This is a genomic window from Streptomyces clavuligerus (assembly GCF_005519465.1).
GTDB lineage: Bacteria > Actinomycetota > Actinomycetes > Streptomycetales > Streptomycetaceae > Streptomyces > Streptomyces clavuligerus.
Genome location: NZ_CP027858.1, coordinates 5,859,758 through 5,882,788 on the forward strand (window position 1 = coordinate 5,859,758; position 23,031 = coordinate 5,882,788).

At 73.8% G+C, this 23,031-nt stretch carries 20 protein-coding genes and 1 riboswitch; of the genes, 15 read left to right on the forward strand and 5 right to left on the reverse strand.

All coding sequences use genetic code 11. The features are described from left to right. Positions 1–13: 13 nt before the first annotated feature. Both CRV15_RS24800 and CRV15_RS24805 read right to left on the reverse strand, forming a co-directional pair. Positions 14–712 carry a DUF5995 family protein gene (locus tag CRV15_RS24800; RefSeq protein ID WP_003959724.1) on the reverse strand — a complete coding sequence of 233 codons (699 nt, stop codon included), beginning with the start codon at positions 710–712 and terminating at the stop codon, positions 14–16. A 72-nt stretch (positions 713–784) separates the two neighbouring features. Beyond that, positions 785–2,209, reverse strand: a complete 1,425-nt coding sequence (locus CRV15_RS24805; protein ID WP_003958062.1) for a uracil-xanthine permease family protein — start codon at positions 2,207–2,209, stop codon at positions 785–787. 221 nt (positions 2,210–2,430) lie between these two features. Between CRV15_RS24805 and CRV15_RS24810 the strand changes: the two genes are divergently transcribed. Next, positions 2,431–3,798, forward strand: a complete 1,368-nt coding sequence (locus CRV15_RS24810; RefSeq protein WP_003959723.1) for an alginate lyase family protein — start codon at positions 2,431–2,433, stop codon at positions 3,796–3,798. A gap of 964 nt (positions 3,799–4,762) precedes the next feature. Here the strand turns inward: CRV15_RS24810 and CRV15_RS24815 are convergent. Beyond that, positions 4,763–5,989, reverse strand: coding sequence for an MFS transporter (locus tag CRV15_RS24815; RefSeq protein WP_003958060.1), 1,227 nt, complete (start codon positions 5,987–5,989; stop codon positions 4,763–4,765). A gap of 120 nt (positions 5,990–6,109) precedes the next feature. On the opposite strand from CRV15_RS24815, the gene CRV15_RS24820 reads away from it, so the two are divergent. The 11 genes from CRV15_RS24820 (at position 6,110) to CRV15_RS24870 (ending at position 17,018) form a co-directional block, all read left to right on the forward strand. Beyond that, positions 6,110–7,297 (forward strand): ROK family transcriptional regulator, encoded by a 1,188-nt coding sequence (locus tag CRV15_RS24820; RefSeq protein ID WP_003959722.1) that lies wholly within the window; start codon positions 6,110–6,112, stop codon positions 7,295–7,297. Positions 7,298–7,930: 633 nt separating this feature from the next. Further along, a riboswitch (FMN riboswitch) is annotated at positions 7,931–8,061 on the forward strand. A 165-nt stretch (positions 8,062–8,226) separates the two neighbouring features. Then, complete coding sequence (gene ribD / locus CRV15_RS24825; RefSeq protein WP_009995478.1) at positions 8,227–9,393, forward strand: bifunctional diaminohydroxyphosphoribosylaminopyrimidine deaminase/5-amino-6-(5-phosphoribosylamino)uracil reductase RibD; 1,167 nt, start codon at positions 8,227–8,229, stop codon at positions 9,391–9,393. Continuing rightward, on the forward strand, positions 9,394–10,029 hold the full coding sequence (locus tag CRV15_RS24830; RefSeq protein WP_003958057.1) for a riboflavin synthase: 636 nt from the start codon (positions 9,394–9,396) through the stop codon (positions 10,027–10,029). After that, positions 10,026–10,670 (forward strand): nicotinamide mononucleotide transporter family protein, encoded by a 645-nt coding sequence (locus CRV15_RS24835; protein ID WP_003958056.1) that lies wholly within the window; start codon positions 10,026–10,028, stop codon positions 10,668–10,670. The genes CRV15_RS24830 and CRV15_RS24835 overlap by 4 nt, the downstream gene beginning before the upstream one ends. Then, the gene (locus CRV15_RS24840; protein WP_003959719.1) at positions 10,667–12,067 is read left to right on the forward strand and encodes a bifunctional 3,4-dihydroxy-2-butanone-4-phosphate synthase/GTP cyclohydrolase II; all 1,401 of its coding nucleotides are present in this window, start codon (positions 10,667–10,669) and stop codon (positions 12,065–12,067) included. The genes CRV15_RS24835 and CRV15_RS24840 overlap by 4 nt, the downstream gene beginning before the upstream one ends. After that, positions 12,064–12,549: a 6,7-dimethyl-8-ribityllumazine synthase gene (gene ribH, locus CRV15_RS24845; RefSeq protein ID WP_003958053.1), complete on the forward strand. Its 486-nt coding sequence runs from the start codon at positions 12,064–12,066 to the stop codon at positions 12,547–12,549. The genes CRV15_RS24840 and ribH overlap by 4 nt, the downstream gene beginning before the upstream one ends. A gap of 33 nt (positions 12,550–12,582) precedes the next feature. Beyond that, complete coding sequence (locus CRV15_RS24850; protein ID WP_003958052.1) at positions 12,583–12,855, forward strand: phosphoribosyl-ATP diphosphatase; 273 nt, start codon at positions 12,583–12,585, stop codon at positions 12,853–12,855. A 69-nt stretch (positions 12,856–12,924) separates the two neighbouring features. Continuing rightward, positions 12,925–13,773 carry an ATP phosphoribosyltransferase gene (gene hisG, locus CRV15_RS24855; RefSeq protein WP_003958051.1) on the forward strand — a complete coding sequence of 283 codons (849 nt, stop codon included), beginning with the start codon at positions 12,925–12,927 and terminating at the stop codon, positions 13,771–13,773. Between the two features lie 14 nt (positions 13,774–13,787). Then, positions 13,788–14,252 (forward strand): PH domain-containing protein, encoded by a 465-nt coding sequence (locus tag CRV15_RS24860; protein WP_003958049.1) that lies wholly within the window; start codon positions 13,788–13,790, stop codon positions 14,250–14,252. A 253-nt stretch (positions 14,253–14,505) separates the two neighbouring features. After that, on the forward strand, positions 14,506–15,840 hold the full coding sequence (locus CRV15_RS24865) for a hemolysin family protein (RefSeq protein WP_003958048.1): 1,335 nt from the start codon (positions 14,506–14,508) through the stop codon (positions 15,838–15,840). Next, entirely contained in the window at positions 15,837–17,018 is a 1,182-nt protein-coding gene (locus CRV15_RS24870; RefSeq protein ID WP_003959718.1) for a hemolysin family protein, read from the forward strand. The genes CRV15_RS24865 and CRV15_RS24870 overlap by 4 nt, the downstream gene beginning before the upstream one ends. Before the next feature lie 29 nt (positions 17,019–17,047). Here the strand turns inward: CRV15_RS24870 and CRV15_RS24875 are convergent, their stop codons facing one another. Together CRV15_RS24875 and CRV15_RS24880 are read right to left on the reverse strand one after the other, a co-directional pair. Next, the gene (locus CRV15_RS24875; RefSeq protein WP_029182844.1) at positions 17,048–18,967 is read right to left on the reverse strand and encodes an AAA family ATPase; all 1,920 of its coding nucleotides are present in this window, start codon (positions 18,965–18,967) and stop codon (positions 17,048–17,050) included. 403 nt (positions 18,968–19,370) lie between these two features. Continuing rightward, positions 19,371–20,009: a uridine kinase family protein gene (locus CRV15_RS24880; RefSeq protein ID WP_003958045.1), complete on the reverse strand. Its 639-nt coding sequence runs from the start codon at positions 20,007–20,009 to the stop codon at positions 19,371–19,373. Positions 20,010–20,301: 292 nt separating this feature from the next. On the opposite strand from CRV15_RS24880, the gene CRV15_RS24885 reads away from it, so the two are divergent. The 3 genes from CRV15_RS24885 (at position 20,302) to CRV15_RS24895 (ending at position 22,786) form a co-directional block, all read left to right on the forward strand. Then, positions 20,302–21,654: a C39 family peptidase gene (locus CRV15_RS24885; RefSeq protein ID WP_029182843.1), complete on the forward strand. Its 1,353-nt coding sequence runs from the start codon at positions 20,302–20,304 to the stop codon at positions 21,652–21,654. A 148-nt stretch (positions 21,655–21,802) separates the two neighbouring features. After that, entirely contained in the window at positions 21,803–21,967 is a 165-nt protein-coding gene (locus tag CRV15_RS24890; protein ID WP_003958043.1) for an SCO1431 family membrane protein, read from the forward strand. Between the two features lie 99 nt (positions 21,968–22,066). Continuing rightward, positions 22,067–22,786: a TetR/AcrR family transcriptional regulator gene (locus tag CRV15_RS24895; RefSeq protein ID WP_003959715.1), complete on the forward strand. Its 720-nt coding sequence runs from the start codon at positions 22,067–22,069 to the stop codon at positions 22,784–22,786. Positions 22,787–23,031: the final 245 nt, after the last annotated feature.

Below are 23,031 nucleotides of genomic sequence, written 5' to 3' on the forward strand. Positions count from 1 at the left end.
CGGACAGCTCGGCTCAGCGGCGGGGGGTGAGCAGACAGCGCCCCACCAGACCGGTGCCGCTGTCCAGCCGCGCGGCGAACTCCTCGGCCAGGGGCGCCTGGTCCTGGAGCCGCCACAGCAGCCGGGCCGCCGACCAGGCGCTGTCGCAGGCCCGGCCCGGGCTCCAGGAACCCAGCAGATGGGTGAGCGGATCGGCGACCTCCAGCGGCTCGGGGCCGGTCAGCAGCTCCTCCCGGATGCCCTCCTCCACCAGCGCGAGAAGCCCGGCCACCCGGTCGAACTCGCGCTCCAGCCGCTCCGGCGCCGCGCCCTGGGCCCGGCACGCGTCCACCACGGCGAGCGGGAGATCGTGCCCGACATGGGCGTTGAGCCCCGCCAGCGCGAACTGCACCGGATGCACCCGGGGGTGGTGGCGGTACTGGAACACCGGACGCCAGCAGGCCGGGGGCCGGGCCGCCGCCAGCGCCCGCAGGGAGCGCCGCACGGCGAGCGCGCCGACGGTGTCCGCCGCCCGGCGGCCGAGGAGTTCCGCCGCGCCCCCGGTCCCGGCGGGGTCCCGGCCCACCGTCAGCAGGATGCGGCGGCAGACGGCGACGCCGTCCCCGGTCGGCCCGCAGCGGCGGGCGGGTTGGCCGGGGACGGCGGGGGAGAGGGCGTCGGCCGCCCCCGGGGGAGCGGCGACGGTCGTCGTGGATGCGTGCGGTGGCGCCATGGGGGCAGCGTCCCAGCCGGGGCGGCGGCCCGGTGGCCCCCGGCCGGGACTTCGCCGGAACGGGGGACCCCGTCAGCCCTTGCTGCCGCCGCCGGTCCCGTCCGGACCGCCCTCGGCGGACGGCCCGCTGTCGCTGTCGTAGGTGGAGGTGCCCGCGTCGAGCAGCGGCTCCTGCTGCTTCATATGGGCCGGGGCGAACGCCCGCAGGACGTGGTACCCGGTGATGACGACGATCGTGCCGAGGGCGATCCCGCCCAGCTCGAAGCTGTCGCTGATCTTCAGGCTGACGCCGCCGACGCCGATGATGATGCCCGCGGCGGCCGGGACCAGGTTCAGCGGGTTGCGCAGGTCGACCTTGGCGTTGATCCAGATCTGCGCGCCGAGGAGGCCGATCATCCCGTAGAGGATCACCGTGATCCCGCCGAGGACACCGCCGGGGATCGCGGCCACGATCGCGCCGAACTTGGGGCAGAGGCCGAAGAGCAGCGCGAAGCAGGCGGCGGCCCAGTAGGCGGCGGTCGAGTAGACACGGGTGGCCGCCATCACGCCGATGTTCTCGGAGTAGGTGGTGTTCGGCGGGCCGCCCACGGCCGTCGACAGCATGGACGCGGCGCCGTCGGCGGCGATCGCGGTGCCCAGCTTGTCGTCCAGCGGGTCGCCGGTCATCTCGCCGACGGCCTTCACATGGCCGGCGTTCTCCGCGATGAGCGCGATGACGACGGGGAGCGCGACCAGGATCGCCGACCACTCGAAGCTGGGCGCGTGGAAGGACGGCAGCCCGATCCAGTCGGCCTTGGCGACACCGGAGAGGTCCAGCCGCCAGTGGTCGGTGACCTGGCCGCCGACCGGGGAGCTGATCTTGCCGAAGACCCGGTCCAGGACCCAGGAGAGCCCGTAGCCGAAGAGCAGTCCGAGGAAGATGGCGATACGGGAGAAGAAGCCCCGCAGACAGACCACGGCGAGCCCGGTGAACAGCATCACCGCGAGCGCCGTCCACTGGTCCTGCGGCCAGTAGGTACTGGCGGTGACCGGAGCCAGGTTGAAGCCGATGAGCATCACCACGGCGCCGGTCACGATCGGTGGCATGGCGGCGTGGATGATCCGGGCGCCGAAGCGCTGGACGGCCAGACCGGCGAGGAAGAGCGCGGCGCCGACGACGAAGACCGCGCCGGTGACGGTGGCGCTGTCGCCGCCGCCCGCCCGGATCGCGGCGGCGACACCGACGAACGAGAGGGAACAGCCCAGATAGCTGGGGACCCGGCCCCGGGTGGCCAGCAGGAAGATCATGGTGGCGAAGCCGGACATCATGATCGCGAGATTCGGGTCGAGCCCCATCAAAAGGGGCGCGACGAACGAGGCTCCGAACATGGCCACCACATGCTGGGCGCCGAGCCCCGCCGTCCGTGGCCACGACAGCCGCTCGTCGGGGCGTACGACGGCGCCGGGAGCGGGAGTCCGCCCGTCGCCGTGCAGAGTCCAGCGCACGCCGAGGTTCACGGGCCGCTCCTTCGTCCTTCTTCCGGGGTTTCGCCTCCCGGGAGTTCTTCTCCGAGGAGTCCTTCGCCGGGGTTCGATCGATCGGCGCAATGGTAGTGCGACTTTCGGCCAACCGTTTCCCTTCGTGACCGTGCGGGCGGGTTGTCACCCCTTGGCGCGCCGCCCTAGGCTCGCACGGTCCGGTTCATGAATCTCGTTCATATACCTGATGGGAGTGTTCGATGGCCGGAAATCTCTGGGGGAGGAGCTGGGGAACGGGGCTGACCGCCGCCGCAGCCGCCCTCGCCCTGCTGTTACCCGCCGCCTCCGCGCAGGCCGCCGGGCCGGTCGGCGGAGGCCGGACCACCGTGGCGCGCGTCGACCCGCGCGCGGACGGGGAGACGGCCCCGGCGGCCTGGAAGGCACGGGTCCCGAAGACGGTCGTCCTGGAGGGAAAGCGGCTCAAGGAGGCGCGGAAACGTTTGCTCCGCGGCGATCCGGAACTGGTCCGGGCCGCCCGTGAACTGATCGCCCGCGCCGACCGCCGACTCGGCGAGGGCCCCTGGACCGTCGTCGACAAACCGCGCCCCGCGCCCAGCGGCGATCCGCACGACTACCTCAGCCAGGCCCCGTACTGGTGGCCCACCAAGCCGAGGACCCCGGAGAACCCCTGGGGCTGCCCGTACGTCCAGCGCGACGGCGAGCGCAACCCCGAGGTCGACACCGGCACCGACCGCCCCGACATCGGCAGGGTGGTGGACTCGGTCACCACCCTCAGCCTCGCCTGGTACTACACGGGGCGGAAGCGGTACGCGGAGCACGCGGCCACGGTGCTGCGCACCTGGTTCGTCGACCCGGCCACCCGGATGAACCCGCACCTCGACCACGCGCAGTTCATCCCCTGCCGGTTCACCGGACGGGCGATCGGGATCATCGACTTCTCCCAGATGTACACGACCGTCCTGGACGCCGTCGCGATCCTGGACACCGGGGCCCCGGGCTGGCGCGCCGCCGACCGCAAGGGGCTGCGCGCCTGGAACCGCGCCTTCCTGGACTGGCTGCGCACCAGCCCCTTCGGCAAGGAGGAGGCGGCGGCGGCCAACAACCACGGCGTCTTCCACGATCTCCAGGTCGCCGCGCTCGCCGCCGCCACCGGGGACCGGGCACTGGCCCGGAACGTCGTCCGGGAGGCCCGCGCCAAGCGCATCGACCTCCAGATCGCGCCCGACGGGACCCAGCCGCAGGAGCTGCGCCGCACCCGGAGCTGGCACTACTCGACCTTCTCGCTCGTCGCGCACGTCCGGCTGGCGGCGCTCGGCAGACAGCTCGGCGTGGATCTGTGGGCCCACCGCGGGCCCCAGGGGCAGAGCCTCGCCCGGGCCGTCCACTATCTGCTGCCCGCCGCGACCGGCTCCGCCCGCTGGCCCCATCCCGAGCTGAATTTCCGCCGTTACGCCGCGGCCGATGTCGTCCGCGCGGCGGCGGACGCGGGCGACCGCCCGTCCCGCGCGGCCGTCCCCGCCCTCGAACCGCCCCCGGGCGGCGACCTCTGGCCGCTGCGCCCCGCCGCCGAACAGCTCGACTCGATCGCACCGTCCGGCACGGGCTGAGCCGCGGGCCCGGCACGGCGGACACCGGACCCCGCGGGCCGGTGTCCGCCGTGTCGGCCAGGGGCGGGGCGGGTTCGGTGGGGGCCGCGTCCGGCCGTGTCCGATGGCGGGGCTCCGCCGGGCTGTGTCCGCCCCTGCTCCCGGTCTGCTCCGCTGCCGTTCCCGCCCTGGGGACGGACGGTGCCGGGCGGGCGGTGCCGCAGGCCCCGGCGGGCCGCGTCCGGCCGTCCGGCCGTCCGGCCTTCGGCGAGACCTTCGACGGCCGTGTCCCGGTGGGGCCGCGCCTTTGCCCCGCTCCGGTGCTGTTCCGGCTCCGAGGGACGGTGTCCGGCGGCTGCGGGGCGGGTTTGCGCCGCGGGCCCCGGCGGCGGGCCGTGCCCCGCCGTGCGGTGTCCGACGGCCGTGTCCCGGTGGAGTCGTGTCCGTTCCGCTCCGGTGCTGTTCCGGTCCTGGGGGACGGGACGGTGCCCGGCGGGTACGGGGCGGGCCCGATGGGCTGTGTCCGGCGGTGCGGCCTCCGATGCCTGTGCTCCGGCGGGTGTTCGTCCCGCTCCCGGTTCCGTACCGGTCCTGTGGGACGTGTCCGGCGCGTGCGGAGCGGGTCGTGCCGCGTGTCCCGGCGGGCTGTGTCCGGCTGTGGGGTGTCCGGTGCCTGCGCTCCGGCGGGTGTCCGTCCCGCTCCCGTTCCGGTCTCGTACCGACCCTGTCGGATGGTGTACCGGCGGGGCCGGAGCAGGCTGAGCCGCGCGCCCGGCGGGTGGCGGGGTACGGCCCGGCCGTTCACGGCCGGGCCGTACCTCCGTTCCGCTCTCGCCACTGCCGGACGGCGTCCGGTGTCCGGCAGCCCCCTCCGGTACGGGGGAGTGCCGTGCTCGCGGCGGTCCCCCGGGCGCGGGGCCGGTGGCCGTTGTGGTCCCCGGTCGGCCGGGGACCGGTGGAAGGTTTCGGCGGGCAGGCCCCGGGCTCAGGCTTTCGGCTCCGGGGCGCCCCGGGGCGCGGTCCGGTCGGCGGTGGGCGCCCCGGCCGGGCCGCCGCGGGCCGAGCGCAGCACACCCGCGCCCACGATCAGCCCGGCGGTCAGCGCGGTGACGAGACCGAACGAGAACACCATGCTCGTCAGGTCCGCGATCCCGCCGATCGCGGAGGGGGCGATCAACGAGGACGTGTAGGTGATGGTCGCGACGCCCGCGATGGCCTGCGCCGGGCGCGGGCCGCTGCGGGCCGCCGCGGCGAAGGCCAGCGGGACGACCACCGCGACCCCGAGCCCGATGAGGCCGAAGCCCGTCAGCGCCATCGCCGGATGCGGGGCGAGCACCACCAGCAGACCGCCCGCCGTGGCCAGCACCCCGCCGGTACGGACGGTGCGGACGGTGCCGAACCGGTCCACGACCCGGTCGCCCGCCAGCCGTGCCACCGCCATGGTCAGGGCGAACGCCGTCGTGGACGCGGCGGCGAGCCCGTCCGACGTGCCCAGTTCGTCCCGCAGATAGATGGCCGACCAGTCCAGGCTCGCGCCCTCCGCGAAGACCGCGCAGAAGCCGACCGCGCCGATGATCACCGCCGACCTGGGCGGCAGCGCGAACCGCGGCGGCGGCTCCTCGTCGGCGGTGCCGCGCAGATCCAGCACCCCCCGGCAGGCGAGGAGCCCGGTCACGGTGAGGATCGCCACGGCCAGGGCGTGGTGCACGCGGGCGTCCGTCCCCAGATGCGCCGCGAGCGTCCCGCCCGCCGAACCGATCAGCGCGCCCACGCTCCACATGCCGTGCAGGCTGGACATGATCGAACGGCCGAGCCGGTTCTCGGTCTCGACGCCCGACGCGTTCATCGCCACGTCCGACATCCCGGAGGTCGCGCCGTAGACGAAGAGCGCCGCGCACAGCGTGAGCAGATCCGGCGCGAGCGAGGGCAGCAGCAGCGCCAGGGTCCACAGGGTGAGGAGCCCGCGCAGGGCGGTGCGCGCGCCGAACCGGTGGCTGAGCCAGCCCGCCAGCGGCATCGCCAGCGAGGCGCCGACCGCGGGGAAGGCCAGCGCGAGCCCGAGCTGTCCGGCGCTGACCCCCGTATGGTCCTGAATCCAGGGAATCCGGGTGGCGAAGCTCCCGGCGACCGCGCCGTGGGTACAGAAGATCATGGCCACGGCCCATCGCGCCCTGGTCAGTCGTCGCTGCCCGAAGGCTCCCTCGTACGCCATACAGCGTCCCTCCCTGTCGTCGTCGACCGGATGTCCCGTCGCTGGCCGCGTAAACTATCAGGAACCTTGCCTGATAGTTAATGTTTATCGGCGGGGCTGTCGATCTGAAAGGATCTCGGCATGGCCGCATCCCCCAGCACCGCCCGGGTCATCAATGACCGTCTCGCTCTGCAACTCCTCCAGAGCGAGGGGCCGTTGACGGCCGGAGAGCTGAAGGCCAAGACGGGACTGTCCCGGCCCACTGTCGCCGATCTGGTGGACCGGCTCCAGGAGTCGGGCCTGATCCAGGTGGTCGGAGAGGCGGGCGCCCAGCGGCGCGGCCCCAACGCCCGTGTGTACGGGATCGTCGCCGACCGGGCCCACCTCGCCGCGCTGGACATACGGACCGAAGGGGTCTCCCTGGTCGTCGCGGACCTCCTCGGGGCCACGCTCGCCGAGGCGGCGCTGCCCATCGGGGACGACACCGGGACCGAACCGGCGGTGGAGCGGGCCGCCGCCCTGCTGGAGCGGACCGTGCGCGAGGCGGGCGCCTCCCGGCTGCACAGTGTCGGCGTCGGCGTGCCCGGACTGATCGACCCGGCCACCGGGGAGCTGCGGACCGCCCGGGGGCTGCCCGCCTGGCACCGCCGTCTGGTCACCGCGCTCCAGGAGCGGCTGCCCGCCCGGGTGGTCCTGGAGAACGAGACCAATCTCGCCGCCGTCGCCGAGCAGCGCGCCGGGGCCGCCCGCGACCGCGACAGCTTCGCGTTCCTCTGGCTGGGGCACGGCGTCGGCGCGGGCATCTTCCTCGACGGGCGGCTGCGCCGGGGGGCGTCGGGCGGCGCGGGCGAGATCGGCTTCCTGCCCCTGCCCGGCACCGGCGGGCTGCCCTCGGCCGTCGGCTGCGACGGCGGATTCCACTCCCTCGTGAGCGCGGGGGCGGTGCACCGGCTCGCGGAGGAGTACGGGGTCGGTCTCCCCGGAGCCGGGGCCCGCGCGGTGGACGGGCCGCCGGCCGCCGCGATCGTGGCCGGGGCGGTCGACGCGGGCGAGGACGCCTTCCTGGACGCCCTCGCCCACCGGATCTCCCTGGGGGCGGCGGCGGTGACCTCGGTCCTGGACCCCGGCTGTGTGGTCCTCGGCGGTGAGCTGGGGCTCGCGGGCGGGGCCGAGCTGGCGCGCCGGGTGGAGGTCCGTCTCGCCGGGCTCACCCCGCTGGCGACCCAGGTCCGCGCGGGCGAGCTGGGCGGCTCGGCGGTGCTGCGGGGCGCTCTGCTCACCGCCCGCGACCAGGCGCAGGACGACCTCTTCGCGGCTGCCACGCGCTGACCCCGCCCGCGGCTGCGCGCGCCACCCGCCGGTGTGCCGCTGTGGTCGGCGGGGCGCCTCTACCCCGTTCCGCGCGATCCGCACGTTCTGTACGGGTGAGATCCGGCCATGGTCGGCGGCTCCCGGGTGCGGGTCACCCCCGACGGCGCGCCCGCGGTGCACCGCTGCCGCCCATGCCGCTGGTGCGTGCCGGTGCGTGCAGTGCGTCGGCTGCCCGGTGGATTCGCGGCGCTGCGGTCCCCTCGGTCGGTGCGCGCGGCTGCCGCGAAGGCGGGATCTGCGAGGACTGCCGGGGGCGTGCGGCCGTTCGCGGGGCCCGCGTCGGCGGCTCGCGCGCCCGATGGCCGATCCGGTGCCCCCGATCCGGTGCCCCGGTCCGCGAACAGCCGCCGCTCGTGTGCGGGGGAGCGCCCGGCGACGGCAAGGGCCGGGACTCCGCCGCCGGGCGCCCGTCACCCCGCGCTGCGGAGTCCGGCGAGCGTAAAAGGACTAGACCAACACGTCAAGAGCGTTGCGGGGCCCGGCGATCCGGGGCGATCCCCCGTTCGATCCCGGCGGTGCTGTGATCCAGGCCACAGCGGATCACTCCTATGGCCCACATCCGGCCGTGGCAGACTGGCCCTGTATCAGCAGCAGCGCACTCCGGGGTCGGTGCAATTCCGAACCGGCGGTTACAGTCCGCGACCCGTCCGCAGCCAGCGGCCGGTTGACCAGGTGAAATTCCTGGACCGACGGTGAAAGTCCGGATGGGAGGCAGTGCGCGGCGGGCGGCCCTTTCGCGGTACGCCGGCCGTTGGCGGCGGCTGGTCACCCACTTTGGTGACCGGTGTGCCCGACGGCTCCGGCGTTCCCGTGTCTCCGGCGTCTCCCGCTGTTCTGTCGTCGATCGACAGCCCCGGAGTCCGTGCCCGAACAGGCAGGAGGACCCGGTGGCCACCGCAGCCGACATCGCCGCCATGCGGCGGGCGATCGAGCTCGCCGCCCGCGGACTCGGCTCCACCAGCCCCAATCCGGTCGTCGGATGCGTCATCACGGACGCCTCCGGAGAGATCGCCGGAACGGGGTACCACGAGCGCGCGGGCGGACCGCACGCCGAGGTGCACGCCCTGCGTGCCGCGGGGACGCGGGCCCGGGGCGGCACCGCGTACGTCACCCTCGAACCCTGCGACCACACCGGCCGCACCGGCCCCTGCTCCCAGGCCCTCCTCGCCGCCGGGATCACCCGGGTCGTCCACGCCGTCGCCGACCCGAACCCCCAGGCGTCCGGCGGTGCCGGAACCCTGCGCGCCGCCGGGGTCCGGGTCGAGTGCGGGCTGCTCGGCCCCGAGGCCGAGGCGGTCAACGCCGCCTGGCTCACCTCCGTACGCCTCGGCCGCCCCCAGGTCGTCTGGAAGTACGCGGCGACCCTCGACGGACGGATCGCCGCAGAGGACCGCAGCAGCCGCTGGATCACCTCCCCCGAGGCCCGCGCCGACGTCCACCGGCTGCGCGCCGGGGCCGACGCCGTCGTCATCGGCTCCGGCACCCTGCGGACGGACGACCCCCAGCTCGCCGTCCGGGGCATCGAGGGCGCCGTCCAGCCCCTGCGGGTCGTCCTCGACTCCCGGGCCACGGTCACACCCGCGGCCCGCGTCCTCGACGACGCCGCGCCGACCCTGATCGCCGTGGGCGAGGGCGCCGACACCGGCCATCTGCCCGGCGTCGACACCGTCGTCCTCCCGGCGGCCCCCGGCCCGGGGCGCGGCCTCGACCTCCACGCCCTGCTGGCCGAGTTGTCCGCCCGCGGCGTCCGTTCCGTCCTGCTCGAAGGCGGACCCACCCTCGCGGGCGCCTTCGTCGCCGCGCGCGCCGTCGACAAGGTCATCGGCTATCTCGCCCCCGCGCTGCTCGGCGCGGGCCCCGCCGCCCTCGGCGGCGCCGGAATCTCCACGATCGGCGAGGCGTTGCGGCTCGACCTGACGGAGTCCGTCCGCATCGGCCCCGATCTGCGCATCACCGCGGTACCCGCGTCCGTGCCCGCAGCCGCAGCCGGTCCCGTGTCCGTACCCGTGTCCACCCCCGTATCCGCAGCCGCACCCGCACCCGAGGAGAGCTGAGTGTTCACCGGAATCGTCGAGGAACTGGGTCAGGTCACCGGCGTCGAGACGCTCGGCGACTCCGCCCGCTTCCGACTGCGCGGCCCCCTGGTCACCGACGGCGCCCGGCACGGCGACTCCATCGCCGTCAACGGCGTCTGCCTCACCGTGGTCGACCACGGCGACGGCGAGTTCACCGCCGATGTGATGGCCGAGACCCTCAAGCGCTCCAGCCTCGGCGCCCTCGCCCCCGGCGACCGCGTCAACCTGGAGCGGCCCACACCCGTCGGCGGACGCCTCGGCGGCCATGTCGTCCAGGGCCATGTCGACGGCGTCGGCACCATCGTGGAGCGCGCCCCGTCGGAGCACTGGGAGCTGGTCACCGTCTCCCTGCCCGCCCCGCTGGCCCGCTATGTGGTGGAGAAGGGCTCCATCACCGTCGACGGCGTCAGCCTCACCGTCGTCTCCGTCGGCGAGGACCGCTTCACGGTCAGCCTGATCCCGACGACCCTCGCCCTGACCACCCTCGGCGTCAAGGGCACCGGCGACCCCGTCAACATCGAGGTCGACGTGATCGCCAAATATGTGGAGCGGCTGCTCGGCCACCGCGCCGCCGGGGCGACCGGCCCGGCGGGCGATCCGGAGGCGGCCCGGTGAACGTCTTCTCCACCCTGAACTCCGTGGCCTTCACGGCCTTCGGACAGGACATCAAGTGGTCCGACATGGTCGGCAACATCGTCGGACTGATCGCCCTGGCCCTCGGCTGGCGGCGCTCCATCTGGACCTGGCCCGCCCAGCTCCTCTCCGGCCTCGTCCTGGTGGCCGCCTACGCCTCGGCCGGACTCAGCGGCGGCGTCGGGAAACAGCTCCTGGTCATCGTGGTCGCGCTGTGGGGCTGGCACCAGTGGAGCCAGGGCCGGCGGCAGGCCCGTGACGGCTCCGTCGCCGTCCGCTTCGCGAGCCGGACCGAGCGCGCGCTGCTGGCCGGCGGCGCCGCCGTCGGCACCCTCGCGGTCGCCGGTCTCTTCCTGGCCTTCCCCTCGCTCTCCTGGAGCCCGTGGGCCGACGCCTATATCTTCGTGGGCACCGTCGTGGCGATGATCGCCCAGGCCCGGGGGCTGGTCGAGTTCTGGTTCGCCTGGCTCCTGGTGGACCTCGTCGGCGTCCCCCTCGCGTTCAGCAGCGGTCTCGCCTTCTCCGGCATCGTCTACGTCGTCTACTTCGGACTGGTGCTGTGGGGACTGCGGGACTGGTGGCTGCGGTCCCGCACCCCGGCCCTGAAAGGAGTCCCCGCGTGAACACCGCCCTGCCCTCCGGACCGGCTCCCGCCCGCTCCCCGGAACGATCCCCGGAACGGCCCCCTGAGCCGTCCCCGGAGCCCCGGGCCGGGGCCCCGCTCTGGTACCCCGCCGCCGACCCCGGCCCCGAGGACTTCGCCCTCGACCCCGTCGAGCAGGCCATCCGGGACATCGCCGCGGGCCGCCCCGTCGTGGTCGTCGACGACGAGAACCGCGAGAACGAGGGCGACCTCGTCATCGCCGCCGAGAAGGCGACCCCCGAGATCGTCGCGTTCATGATGAGCGAGTGCCGCGGGCTGATCTGCGCGCCCATGGAGGCCGAGGAGCTGGACCGGCTGGAACTCCCGCAGATGGTGGAGCGCAACACCGAGTCCCTCCAGACCGCCTTCACCGTCTCCGTCGACGCGAGCCGCGCCCACGGCGTGACCACCGGCATCAGCGCCGCCGACCGCTCCACCACCCTGCGGCTGCTGGCCGCCGGGGACACCGCCCCCGCCGACCTCGTCCGCCCCGGCCACATCTTCCCGCTGCGCGCCAAGCGGGGCGGGGTCCTCGTCCGCAACGGCCACACCGAGGCCGCCGTCGACCTCGCCCGGCTCGCCGGGCTGCGCCCCGCCGGGGCGATCGTGGAGATCGCGGGCGAGGACGGCCGGATGCTCCGGCTGCCCGAGCTGATCCCGTTCGCCCGCAAACACGGGCTGACGATCATCTCCATCGAGGACCTGATCGCCTACCGCCGGGCGGGCGAGCCCACCGTCGAGCGCGAGGCCGCCGTCGACCTGCCGACCTCCTTCGGCCGCTTCACCGCCTACGGCTACCGCTCCACGATCGACGGGGTCGAGCACATCGCCCTCGTCCACGGCGACATCGGCGACGGCGAGGACGTCCTCGTCCGGCTCCACTCCGAGTGCCTCACCGGCGACATCTTCCACTCGCTGCGCTGCGACTGCGGACCCCAGCTCCACGCCTCCATGGACCACATCACCCGCGCCGGACGCGGTGTCGTGGTCTATCTCCGCGGCCACGAGGGCCGGGGCATCGGCCTGCTGCCCAAGCTGCGCGCGTACGAACTCCAGGAGCGCGGCCGGGACACCCTGGACGCCAATCTGGAGCTGGGGCTCCCCGCCGACGCCCGGGACTACGCCGCCGGGGCCCAGATCCTCGCCGACCTCGGGGTGCACAGCCTCCGGCTGATCACCAACAACCCCGACAAGGTCACCGCGCTCGCCCGGCACGGTCTCACCGTCCACGGCCGGGAGCGGCTGCCCGTCCAGGCGGGCGAACACAATCTGCGCTATCTGCGCACCAAACGGGACCGGATGGGCCATGAGCTGCCGGACCTCGACACCGAACACCCGCACCACCCCACCCGACCGCACCACCGAGGAGAAGCGTGAGCGGCAACGGCGCACCCGAACTGTCGGTACGCAACTGCGGCGACCTCCGTGTCGCCGTGATCGCTGCCCTGTGGCACGAGAAGATCATGGACGGGCTCGTCGACGGGGCCCTGCGCGCCCTGCGGGAGCTGGGCATCGACGAGCCGACCCTGCTGAGGGTCCCCGGGAGCTTCGAGCTTCCCGTGGTCGCCAAGGTGCTCGCCGGACGCGGCTATGACGCCGTCGTCGCGCTCGGGGTCGTCATCCGCGGCGGCACCCCGCACTTCGACTATGTGTGTCAGGGCGTCACCCAGGGCCTGACCCAGGTGGCCGTCGACACCGGTGTCCCCGTCGGCTTCGGCGTGCTGACGTGCGACACGGAGGAACAGGCGCTCGACCGGGCCGGCCTCGCGGGCTCCCGGGAGGACAAGGGCCACGAGGCGGTCACCGCCGCCGTCGCGACCGCCACGGCCCTGCGTTCGTTCAGCGAACCCTGGCGCTGAGCGGAGCCCCCCACCCCGTACCCTGGGATCATCATGGCGAACAAAACCTTCGAAGAACTCTTCGCGGAGCTTCAGCACAAGGCGGCCCACGGCGACCCCGCCTCCTCCCGTACCGCCGAGCTGGTGGACAAGGGCGTCCACGCCATCGGCAAGAAGGTCGTCGAGGAGGCCGCCGAGGTGTGGATGGCCGCCGAGTACGAGGGCAAGGAAGCCGCCGCCGAGGAGATCTCCCAGCTCCTCTACCACGTCCAGGTGATGATGGTCGCGCGCGGGATCTCCCTCGACGACGTCTACTCCCACCTCTGATCCGCGCGCCGTCCCCGGCGCCCCGCCCCCGCCCGTCCCGCACCGATCGAGTCAAAGGAAGCCGTCCTCATGCTGCGTATCGCCATTCCCAACAAGGGTTCACTCTCCGGACCTGCGTCGGCGATGCTCCATGAGGCCGGCTACCAGCAGCGCAAGGAGTCCAAGGAGCTGGTGCTGGTCGACCCGGAGAACGAGGTGGAGTTCTTCTACCTCCGCCCCCGGGACATCGCCATCTATGTCAGCTCCGGCCGCCTCGACATCGGCATCACCGGCCGTGACCTGCTGCTCGACTCCGGGGCCGAGGCCGAGGAGATCCTCCAGCTCGGCTTCGCCCGCTCCACCTTCCGCTACGCCACCCGGCCCGGCACGGCGCGGGGCGTCGCGGACTTCACCGGGATGACGGTCGCCACCTCCTACGAGGGCATCGTCGCCCAGCACCTCGCCGACAACGGCATCGACGCCTCCGTGGTCCACCTCGACGGCGCCGTCGAGACCGCCATCGAGCTGGGCGTGGCCCAGATCATCGCCGATGTCGTCGAGACCGGCACCTCACTGCGGAACGCGGGCCTCGAAGTGATCGGCGAGCCCATCATGACCTCCGAGGCGGTCGTGATCCGCCGCACCGGCGCCGGTACCGACGACCCCAAGGTGCAGCAGTTCCTCCGCCGTCTCCAGGGCGTCCTCGTGGCCCGCTCCTACGTGATGATGGACTACGACTGCCGGGTCGAGCACCTCGAACAGGCCGTGGCGCTCACCCCCGGCCTGGAGTCCCCGACGATCTCCCCGCTCCACCACGAGGGCTGGGTCGCCGTACGGTCGATGGTCGCCGCCAAGGAGGCCCAGCGGATCATGGACGATCTGTACGAGCTGGGCGCCCGCGCGATCCTCACCACCGCGATCCACGCCTGCCGCCTCTGAGGGACGGACCACCCGTGACCACCACCCCCGCACCGTCCGAGACCGGGCTGCCCACACTCCCCGTCACCTTCCGGCCCACCCGGACCCGGGTCGTCCTGCTGACCGTGGGCGCGGTGATGTTCGCCGTGATCGCCTTCGCCGGGCTGACCCTGAACCGGCTCAACCCGGGGGAGCGGATCAGCTTCGTCTTCACCGCGTTCCTCTTCCTCGGCGTCCTCTGTCTGCTGGCCCGGCCCAAGGTGGTCGCCGACGCCGACGGAGTCACGGTCGTCAACATCACCCGTGTCCGGCGTCTCGAATGGGCGGAGATCCTCCGGGTCAATCTCCGCACCGGCGACCCCTGGGTCTTCCTCGACCTGAGCGACGGCAGCAGCCTCCCGGTCCTCGGCATCCAGCCCGGAATCGCCCGTGAGCAGGCCATCAGCGACGCCCGCGCGCTGCGTGCCCTCGCCGAGTCGCGCGGCGGCGTCGAGCCGTAGCCCGCGGCCGGCCGCCGGGGCGCACTCCGGGGGGCGGGCGTGCGGGGTATGCCCCGGCGCTTCCCCTGCCCCGCTCCCCCCGCCCGTGCTTAATCTGGTGGCGGTGGCGCCGAGCGCGCCCCGTCCCCTCCCGGTGCCCCGCGTGCGGCGGGGTGCCCTCCGGGGGACACCTGCGACCAGAGGAGTGACACCCTCCGGCCATGGACGGACCGTCCGGCAGTACCCCCGCCGCCCCCCACCGGGAGGCGGCCCCATGATCACCACCCTGATGCCGCTCTGCGCGGCCTGCGCCCTGATCCTCGCCAACGGATTCTTCGTCGCCGCCGAGTTCGGCCTCGTCACCGTGGAACGCCCGGACGCCGAACGCGCCGCGGCGGCGGGCGACCGCCGTGCCCTCCGGGTCGTCGAAGCACTCCGGGAACTCTCCTTCCAGCTGTCGGGCACTCAGCTCGGCATCACCCTCACCTCGCTCGCGGTCGGCATGCTCGCCCAGCCCGCGCTGCTCGGGCTGCTCGGCGGGCCGCTCACCGCCGCCGGACTGCCCGCCGGGGCCGTCGCGACGGTCGCGGTCGTCACCGGCATGCTGCTGGCCTCCGCGGTGCAGATGGTCATCGGCGAACTGGTGCCCAAGAACTGGGCCGTCTCCCGCCCGCTCCAGGTGGCCCGCTTCACCGCGGGCCCCCAACGGCTCTTCTCCGCCCTCTTCCGCCCCCTGATCACCCTGCTCAACGCCGTCGCCAACCGGATCGTACGGCTCTTCGGCGTGGAGCCCGCCGAGGAGCTGGCGTCCGCCCGGGGACCGGGGGAACTGGTCAGCCTCGCCCGGCACTCCGCGCGCGCGGGCGCGCTGGAGCAGGGCACCGCCGATCTCTTCGTCCGCACCCTGTCGCTGGGCCGGCTCACCGCGCAGCATGTGATGACCCCCCGGGTACGGACGCTCGCCCTGCACACCGACGCCACCGCCACCGACGTCCTCAACCTCACCCGGGCCACCGGGCTCTCCCGTTTCCCCGTCTACCGGGAGGGCATCGACGACGTCGTCGGCGCCGTCCATCTGAAGGACGCGCTCGCCGTGCCCGCCCCGGCCCGGCCCCGCACCGCCGTCGGCTCCTTCGCCGCGCCGCCCCTGCTGGTCCCCGGCACCCTGCCGGTCGACCGGCTCCTGGTCCGCCTCCGCAGCGAGCAGCCCCTCGCCGTGGTCGTGGACGAGTACGGGGGCACCGCGGGCGTCGTCACCCTGGAGGACATCGTGGAGGAGTTGGTCGGCGAGGTCCGTGACGAGCACGACGCCGAGGCCGCGGACCGCCCCGAACTCGCGCCCCTGGCACCGGAGGACGGCCGTCCCGCCTGGGAGGCCGACGGGAGCTGCCGGGTGCTCACCCTGCGCCGGATGGGCCTCGATGTGCCCGACGGCCCCTATGAGACCGTCGCCGGGCTCGTCGCCGATCTGCTGGGACGCATCCCCGCCGCCGGGGACCGCGCCGAACTGCCCGGCTGGCGGCTCTCGGTCCGCCGCGTCGACCGCTACCGGGCCGAACGGGTACGGCTGGTCCGCACCGCGGCCCCGGAGCCGGAGGCGGTGCGATGAGCGCGTTCCCCCTTCTTCTCGCCGCCCTGCTGGTCCTCGCCAACGGATTCTTCGTCGGCGCCGAGTTCGCCCTGGTCTCCGTGCGCCGCAGCCAGATCGAACCCCTCGCCGCCCAGGGCTCGGCCCCCGCCCGCCGGGTGCTGTACGGCCTGGAGCACCTGCCCCGGATGATGGCGGCGGCCCAGTTCGGCATCACCGTGTGCTCGCTCACCCTCGGGGCCGTGGCCGAACCCACCGTCGCCCGGCTGCTGGAGCCCGTGTTCCAGGTCGCCGGGGTCCCGGCGGGGCTGGTCCACCCCCTGGGCTACGCCGCCGCCCTCGCCGTGGTGGTCTCGCTCCACCTGGTGATCGGGGAGATGGTGCCGAAGAACCTGGCCCTCGCCGCCCCGGAGCGCACCGCCCTCTGGTTCGGGCCCGGTCTGGTCGCCTTCGCCCGGCTCTGCCATCCGGTGACGGCCGCGTTCGGCGCCCTGGCGCGGGTGGTGCTGCGCGCTCTGGGCGTGGAGCCCCGTGAGGAGGTCGAGGCCGTCTTCACCCGGGCCCAGCTCGGGCGGCTGGTGGAGGACGCGGGCCAGGCGGGGCTGCTCGACCCCGCCGCGCAGGAGCGCCTGGGCGACGCCCTGGAGCTGGGCTGCCACCCCGTCGGCGAGGTGCTGATCGCCCGGTCCGCGCTGGTGACCGTGGACCCCTCGGTCACCCCGCGCCAGATCGAGGAGCTGACGGTGCGCACCGGCTACTCGCGCTTTCCGGTGCGCGGCGACGCCACCGGCCCCTACCGCGGGTATCTCCATGTGAAGGACGTCCTCGACCTGGAGGAGGGCGACCGGGCGGTGCCCCGGCGGGTGTGGCGGCCCATGGTCACCCTCGCCGAGGGGCTGCCCCTGGACGAGGCGCTCGCGGTGTTGCGCCGCGCGGGCGCCCATCTCGCGCAGGTGGCCGACCCCGGTGGGCGGGTCCTGGGCCTTGTGGCCCTGGAGGATGTGCTGGAGACCCTGGTGGGGGAGGTGCGTGACCCCGCGCACCACCCCAGCGCGGCCCGCTCCCCGTCCCCGGCCTCCCCGTCCCCGGCCTCCCCGTCCCCGGCCTCCCCGTCCCCGGCCTCCCCGTCCCCGGGCTCCTCGGCGACGGCTTCCCCGCCCACGGCCCGGACCACCGGGGACATCGCCCTGGTGAGCTGAGCCGCCGCCCCCGGTGCCGGGGGCGGGCGTCAGAGCGGGGGGTCCTGCGGGCCGCGCTCCAGCGGGCCGCGGCCCGACAGGACCTCCCCGTACGCCTGCATCAGATCCGGCAGCCGCAGCGTCGACAGATCCTCGCGTGTCGGGGTGCCCGGATACCCCGACAGCCGCAGATCGCGATAGGCGCAGCTCTTCTCGTACAGCGTGCGCAGGAACCGCCCGTTGCCCAGCTCGTCGATCCAGCGCTGATCCACCACATGGCCGCTGATGGAGCGCAGCTCGTCGACCGCCTCCTCGTCCCAGCCGTCCCCGTTCTGCGCGGCCAGGACCTCGCCGATCGCGGTCAGCTCCAGCGGACGGTACGAGGGGAAGTCGACCCGGGTGGTGAAACGGGAGGTCAGCCCGGGGTTGGCGGTGAGCAGCCGGTCCATGCCCTCCGGATGGCCGGCGAGGATGACCACCAGGTGGTCCCGGTTGTCCTCGGCGCGCTTCAGCAGGACCTGGAGGGCCTCGTCCCCGTAGGCGTCGCCCTTGGAGTAGCCGGAGTTGGCGAGCGAGTACGCCTCGTCGACGAAGAGCACCCCGCCCAGGGCGGAGTCGATCAGCTCATTGGCCTTCACCGCCGTCTGGCCCAGGTACTCGCCCACCATGTCCGAGCGCTGGGCCTCCACCAGATGGTCGCCGCCGAGCAGTCCGAGGGCGTAGAAGACCCGGCCCAGAATCCGGGCGACGGTGGTCTTGCCGGTGCCCGGCGGGCCGGAGAAGACGAAGTGCCGTTTCGGCGGCTGCACCGGCAGCCCCTGGCCCGCGCGCAGCCGGGCCATCTCCAACTGTGCCGAAAGTGCTTTGACCTGCCGTTTCACCGGTTCCAGGCCCACCATCCGCTCCAGTTCGGACAGGGCTTCGGCGAGCAGTGCCGGATCGGTGGGACCGGAAGGGAAGAGGAGGCCCTCGCTCCGGGTGGTGGAGCGGACCCGCCGCCGGGGGGTGCCGAAGGCCGTTCCCGGGGCGACGGAGCCGGGCGGCCGGTCCTGCGGATCGCCGCCGGGGCGGGCGTCGGCGGGGCCCGGGCCCTCGCTGTCGGCCCGTTCCTCCGTGTTCTCCTGGCCGAAGCCCGCCAGTGACACCGCGAGCCCCGTCGCCCCGTCGGCGCCGTCCAGTCCGTCGAAGCCGTCCACGCCCTCTATGCCGTCGTACGCCGCGATCGCCGCCAGCCGGGCGGAGGTGTCCATGAACGCCGGGTCGATCCGGTGCACCGCCCGGTACAGCGGCAGCGCCGCCGCGCTGCGACCGGTGCCCTCGTGCGCCCGGGCCAGCCAGTACCGCAGCTCCTTGCGCTGCGGCTGCTCACTGCGGCAGCGCATCAGCGCGGCCGACAGCAGCGGTTCGGCCTGTCCGTACATCTCCAGCCGCACCCGCGCCATCCCGCCGAAGAGCCCCGCCTCGATGCCCAGGAGCTGATCGTCGACGAGCGGTTCGGTGTGCCGGACCAACTGCTCCCAGTCCTTGACCAGATAGGACCGGCAGGCGTGCAGAAAACGCACCTGGGGATCGGCGTCCACGGGCGGCAGCCCCGCCAGCGCCCGGTCCAGCTCGGCGACATGGCGGCCGTCGAGCCAGTGGGAGGCGTGGGCCAGCAGCAGGTCGCGGGGGGTCTCCAGTACCGGCTGGACCCACCAGCCCAGCCAGTACCAGGAGTTGAGGGTGCGCCGGTGGCGGGTGCGCTGCTCGCCGAAGCGGTCCCGGGAGCGGTACATCCGCAGCAGCGCGTCGGTGGTGTCCACCCGCAGCGCGTGCAGTCCGAGCCAGCCGTCGGCCATGCCCGGGTCGAGCCGGACGGCGGTGCGGAACTCGTCCTCGGCCTGGGGGTAGGCCCCCATGGTGTAGGCGTCGACGGCGCGTACCCAGGCGAGGTCGGCCGGGTCCGGTGCGCCCTGTGTGCCGCTGTCCATCAGGTCCCCCACCAAGTGCGCCTGCGCCCTGTCCGGCCGGTACGGCCGTGCGTCCGTCGGGGGGGAATGCTCTTCCCGGGCCCGCCGGCCGGGGGACGGCCCGTGGCACCCGCCGAACCGCCCCGCCGTGAGCGGGAATTGACCCCACAGAAGGGCATCGTACCTGCGGGGGGACGGACAGCTTAAGGGTGCCGCGCGGGTATCCGGGCGGCGGTGACCGAGGGTGAGGCCCGGCCGCTCCGTCGGGGCCGTGCGCGGTGCAGAACGAAGCCCCCGGTCACGGGGGAACAACCGGGGGCTTCGTGTATGTGGCAGCTCCAAAGCCGCACATTGAGAACGTAAGACCTCTACACCCCCCCGGTCAAGCAGAGTTCGGGCAGAGCTGCGGCAGATTTCCGACCCGTCAGTCTGCCCGCGAAAAATGGTCACCGAGCGTGAGGAAATGGCTCTCGCCTGCGGTTGCGCGGGGACCGGTCGACGCCTCGTATCCCTCGGGACACTCCCGTACCAGAACATCGGCGAACGGGCGCGACGGGTCGGCCGAGAAATGGCGTGTCTCCGCCACTGTCCACTCGTCCCAGAAGCCGTTCAGGGCGCTGCCGTCGCGGCGCCGCCCCCGCTGCCAGGAGCCCTCGGCCGCGCGGTCCATCCAGAGCAGCGCCGCCAGGAAGGGGCGCAGCGCGTGCCGCCCCGCGCCGACGCCCTCGATGAGCACCACGGGCGCGGACGGCAGGGCGCGCGGAGTGCCGAACCGGCGCGCCGTCCAGTCGTAGGGCGCGTAGTACGCGGTTCTGCCCCCGGCGAGCGGCCGGATCACCTGGGCCCGCAGCCGGTCCGTCCAGGCGAAGAACTCCTCGTGGCTCGCCAGGTCGTCCAGGTGGAGGACGGGGACGCCCCCCGGTCCGCCGAGCGCGGTGCGCAGCCGGGCGGTGAAGGTGCTCTTGCCCGAGCCCGCGTGCCCGTCCACGGCGATCAGCCGCACCGGCCCCAGGGAGGGCGGGAGCGTGCGCAGGGTCCGGGCCAGCCGGTCGAGATCGTCCACGTGGCCAGCGTACGCAGACCGGCCGCGCCGGTCGGCGGGCGGCCGGGCACCGGTGACATCGGCGGGCCGGTGGGCCGGGCAGCCGGTGGGCCGGAGGGATGGAGGGATGGGGCGGCGGGGCAGAGCGGGGCATAACGGTGGACTGTCGGGGTCCGTGACGGACCGCCGGGGTGACCGGCGGGACCGGGACGGGCGCGGACCCTGGCCGGGATCTGCCGTTCCGGAGATAGTGACCAGCGTCGGGATCAGCTTCGACCACTCGGCGCCCCGCGCCGATGACAAGGGGGAACACATGGCCACTTCGCGCCGAACCGTGCTCTGCGCCGCGATCGGGACCCTCGCGGGGGCGGGTGCGCTCACATCGGGCCCCGCCGCCGCCCTGTCCGCCCCGGCGGCCGGGACACCGCGCACCGCGCCCGTGGACAACCGCTTCTGGAGTTCGTACGGCGACTGGCGCCGCGGCACGGCGGACGGGGTGCGTACGGTGGTGCACGGCGCGCGCCCCGCGGTGGTGATCGCCCGCCCGGCCGGGGTGCTGGACCACACCGACCCGCACACCGGGCGGACCGACTCCTGGGAGTACGCCACCTGGACCTCGCCCGTCCACCGGGTGGGGACGCCCGCGACCGAGGTCATCCCCTCCTGGAACGCCCACACCCCGCCAGGCACCTGGCTCCAGACGGAGCTGAGCTGCGAGTACGCCGACGGGAGCTGGACCCCGTGGTACGTCATGGGCCGCTGGGCCCTCGGCGACGCCGACATCCGGCGCACCTCCCTGGACGGCCAGCGCGACGGCAGGACGAGCGTCTGGACGGACACGCTCGCCGTCGACGACCCGGCCGCCGGGGTACGGCTGGTCGCCTACCGGCTGCGGCTCACCCTCTTCCGCAGGCCCGGCACCCGGCTCACGCCGGTCGTCCGGCGGGCCGGGGCCATGGCGTCCGACGTCCCGGACCGGTTCACGGTGCCCGCCTCCGTACCGGAGCACGCCCGGGAGCTGATCGTCCCCCGGTACTCGCAGAACACCCATATCGGCCAGTACCCGGAGTACGACAACGGGGGAGAGGCGTGGTGCAGCCCCACGTCCTCGCAGATGATCGTCGAGTACTGGGGGCGGCGCCCGTCGGCGGCGGACCTCTCCTGGGTCGACCCCGCCTTCGCCGACCCCCAGGTCTGCCACGCGGCCCGGTTCACCTACGACTACGCGTACGAGGGCTGCGGCAACTGGCCCTTCAACGCCGCCTACGCCGCGAGCTACCGGGGGATGAACGCCGTGGTCACCCGGCTCGGCTCGCTGACGGACGCGGAACGGCTGGTACGGGCCGGAATCCCGCTGATCACCTCGCAGTCCTTCCGGCAGGACGAGCTGACCGGCGCGGGCTACGGCACCGCGGGGCATCTGATGACCGTGATCGGCTTCACACCCGAGGGCGATGTGATCGCCAACGACCCCGCGTCGCCCAGCAATGAGGCCGTACGACGGGTCTACCGGCGCCGGGAGTGGGAGAACATCTGGCTCCGCACCAAGCGCTACACGGCCACCGGGAAGGTCGCGTCCGGCAGCGGCGGGGTCTGCTACCTCTACTGGCCGCAGCACCCCACGGGCGCCCAGCGCCGGGCCCTCGCGGCCGTCGGGGTCCGCTGACGGGTCCGCGTGCCCGGGGCCGGGGAGTGACGGGGGAGGCGGGAGTGACCGATGTCTCTCCCCGAGGGGCCCGGGTCGCTGGCACTGTGGTGGGGTCACCGGCGCTCCTCTCCGGTGGCCCCGCCCTCTCGAACGAACGAGCACGATCATGACCGCATCCGCGCACCCGGCCCCGCTCGCCGCAGCCTCCGCCTCCGCCCGCCCCCGGACCGGCGGCCCCGACGACCGCCGCTCCGAACTGGTCGAGCAGATCGCCGGCTGGGCGCTGGCCGTGGTGCTCGCGATGCTGGTCACCCGGCTCGGTCTGCTCTAGGGCTGCCCGTGCGTCCCGGGCCTTCGGCGCGGGCCCGCGGGCCCGCGCCGGACCGCCTCCGCCCTCTGCCATACTGCGGAGATCCTGTGTCCCGTTGAGATGAGACAAGGGTCGGAATTGCCTGAGGACCTGACTGAGGGCCCGCCTGACGACATCCGGCGCGCCACGGCCGAGCAGCCCCGGGGCCGCCGTGCCGAACTCATCGCGGTCGGGCGGAAGTTGTTCGCCCACACCCCCTACGACGCCCTGTCCATGGACGACATCGCCCGTCAGGCAGGCGTCGCGAAGGGGCTGATCTACTACTACTTCGCCAGTAAACGGGGTTATTACCTCGCCATTGTCGAGGATTCCGTGGCCGGTCTGGTCTCCCGCGCCCGGGATCGTACGGAACTGCCGGGCGCCGAACGGGTCCGGCGCACCGTGGACGGATATCTGCGCTACGCCCAGAACAACGGGGCGGCATTCCGCACCATCACCTCCGGCGGGGTCGGATTCGATCCCGAGGTGCAGTCGCTCAGGGATTCCGTGCGGGAGGAACTGACCGCCGCCATCGCCGAAGGCGCCTATGGCACCCGGGAGATTCCCCCGACGGCGCGGCTCGCCCTCGTCGGCTGGCTCGGCTCCGTGGAACAGATCGCCCTGGAGTGGCTCGCCCACCCGGCGGAACCCGGCCGTGAGCAGGTCTGCGAACTGCTCACCCGGCTGCTGGCGGCGACCCTTGCGACGGTCGGCGAATTCGAGCCGGGCTGTCCGTGCCCGCCGCTGGAGGGGATCGCGCCGCCGGTGCCGAAGGCCCTTCCGGGAGTTCTCCTGCTCTAGGTTCCCTCCCCGGGTTCCTTCCATAGGTCTGGACCATTTTCGGTTCGCGGGAACCGGAAGGGAAAGCGGTGGTGAATTCGGGTCCGCCCCCGGAATCCCCGCTGCCACCGCCCTCCCGTCGAACAGACAATCGGCATGTGAGGTACGGAAAGCAGATTTCCGCACTTCACCCGTGACGGGGGTCCGATGATCGGGCATACTCGACGCGCCACCGCAACAGTTCTGCCGTCCTGCCGCGATCCGGC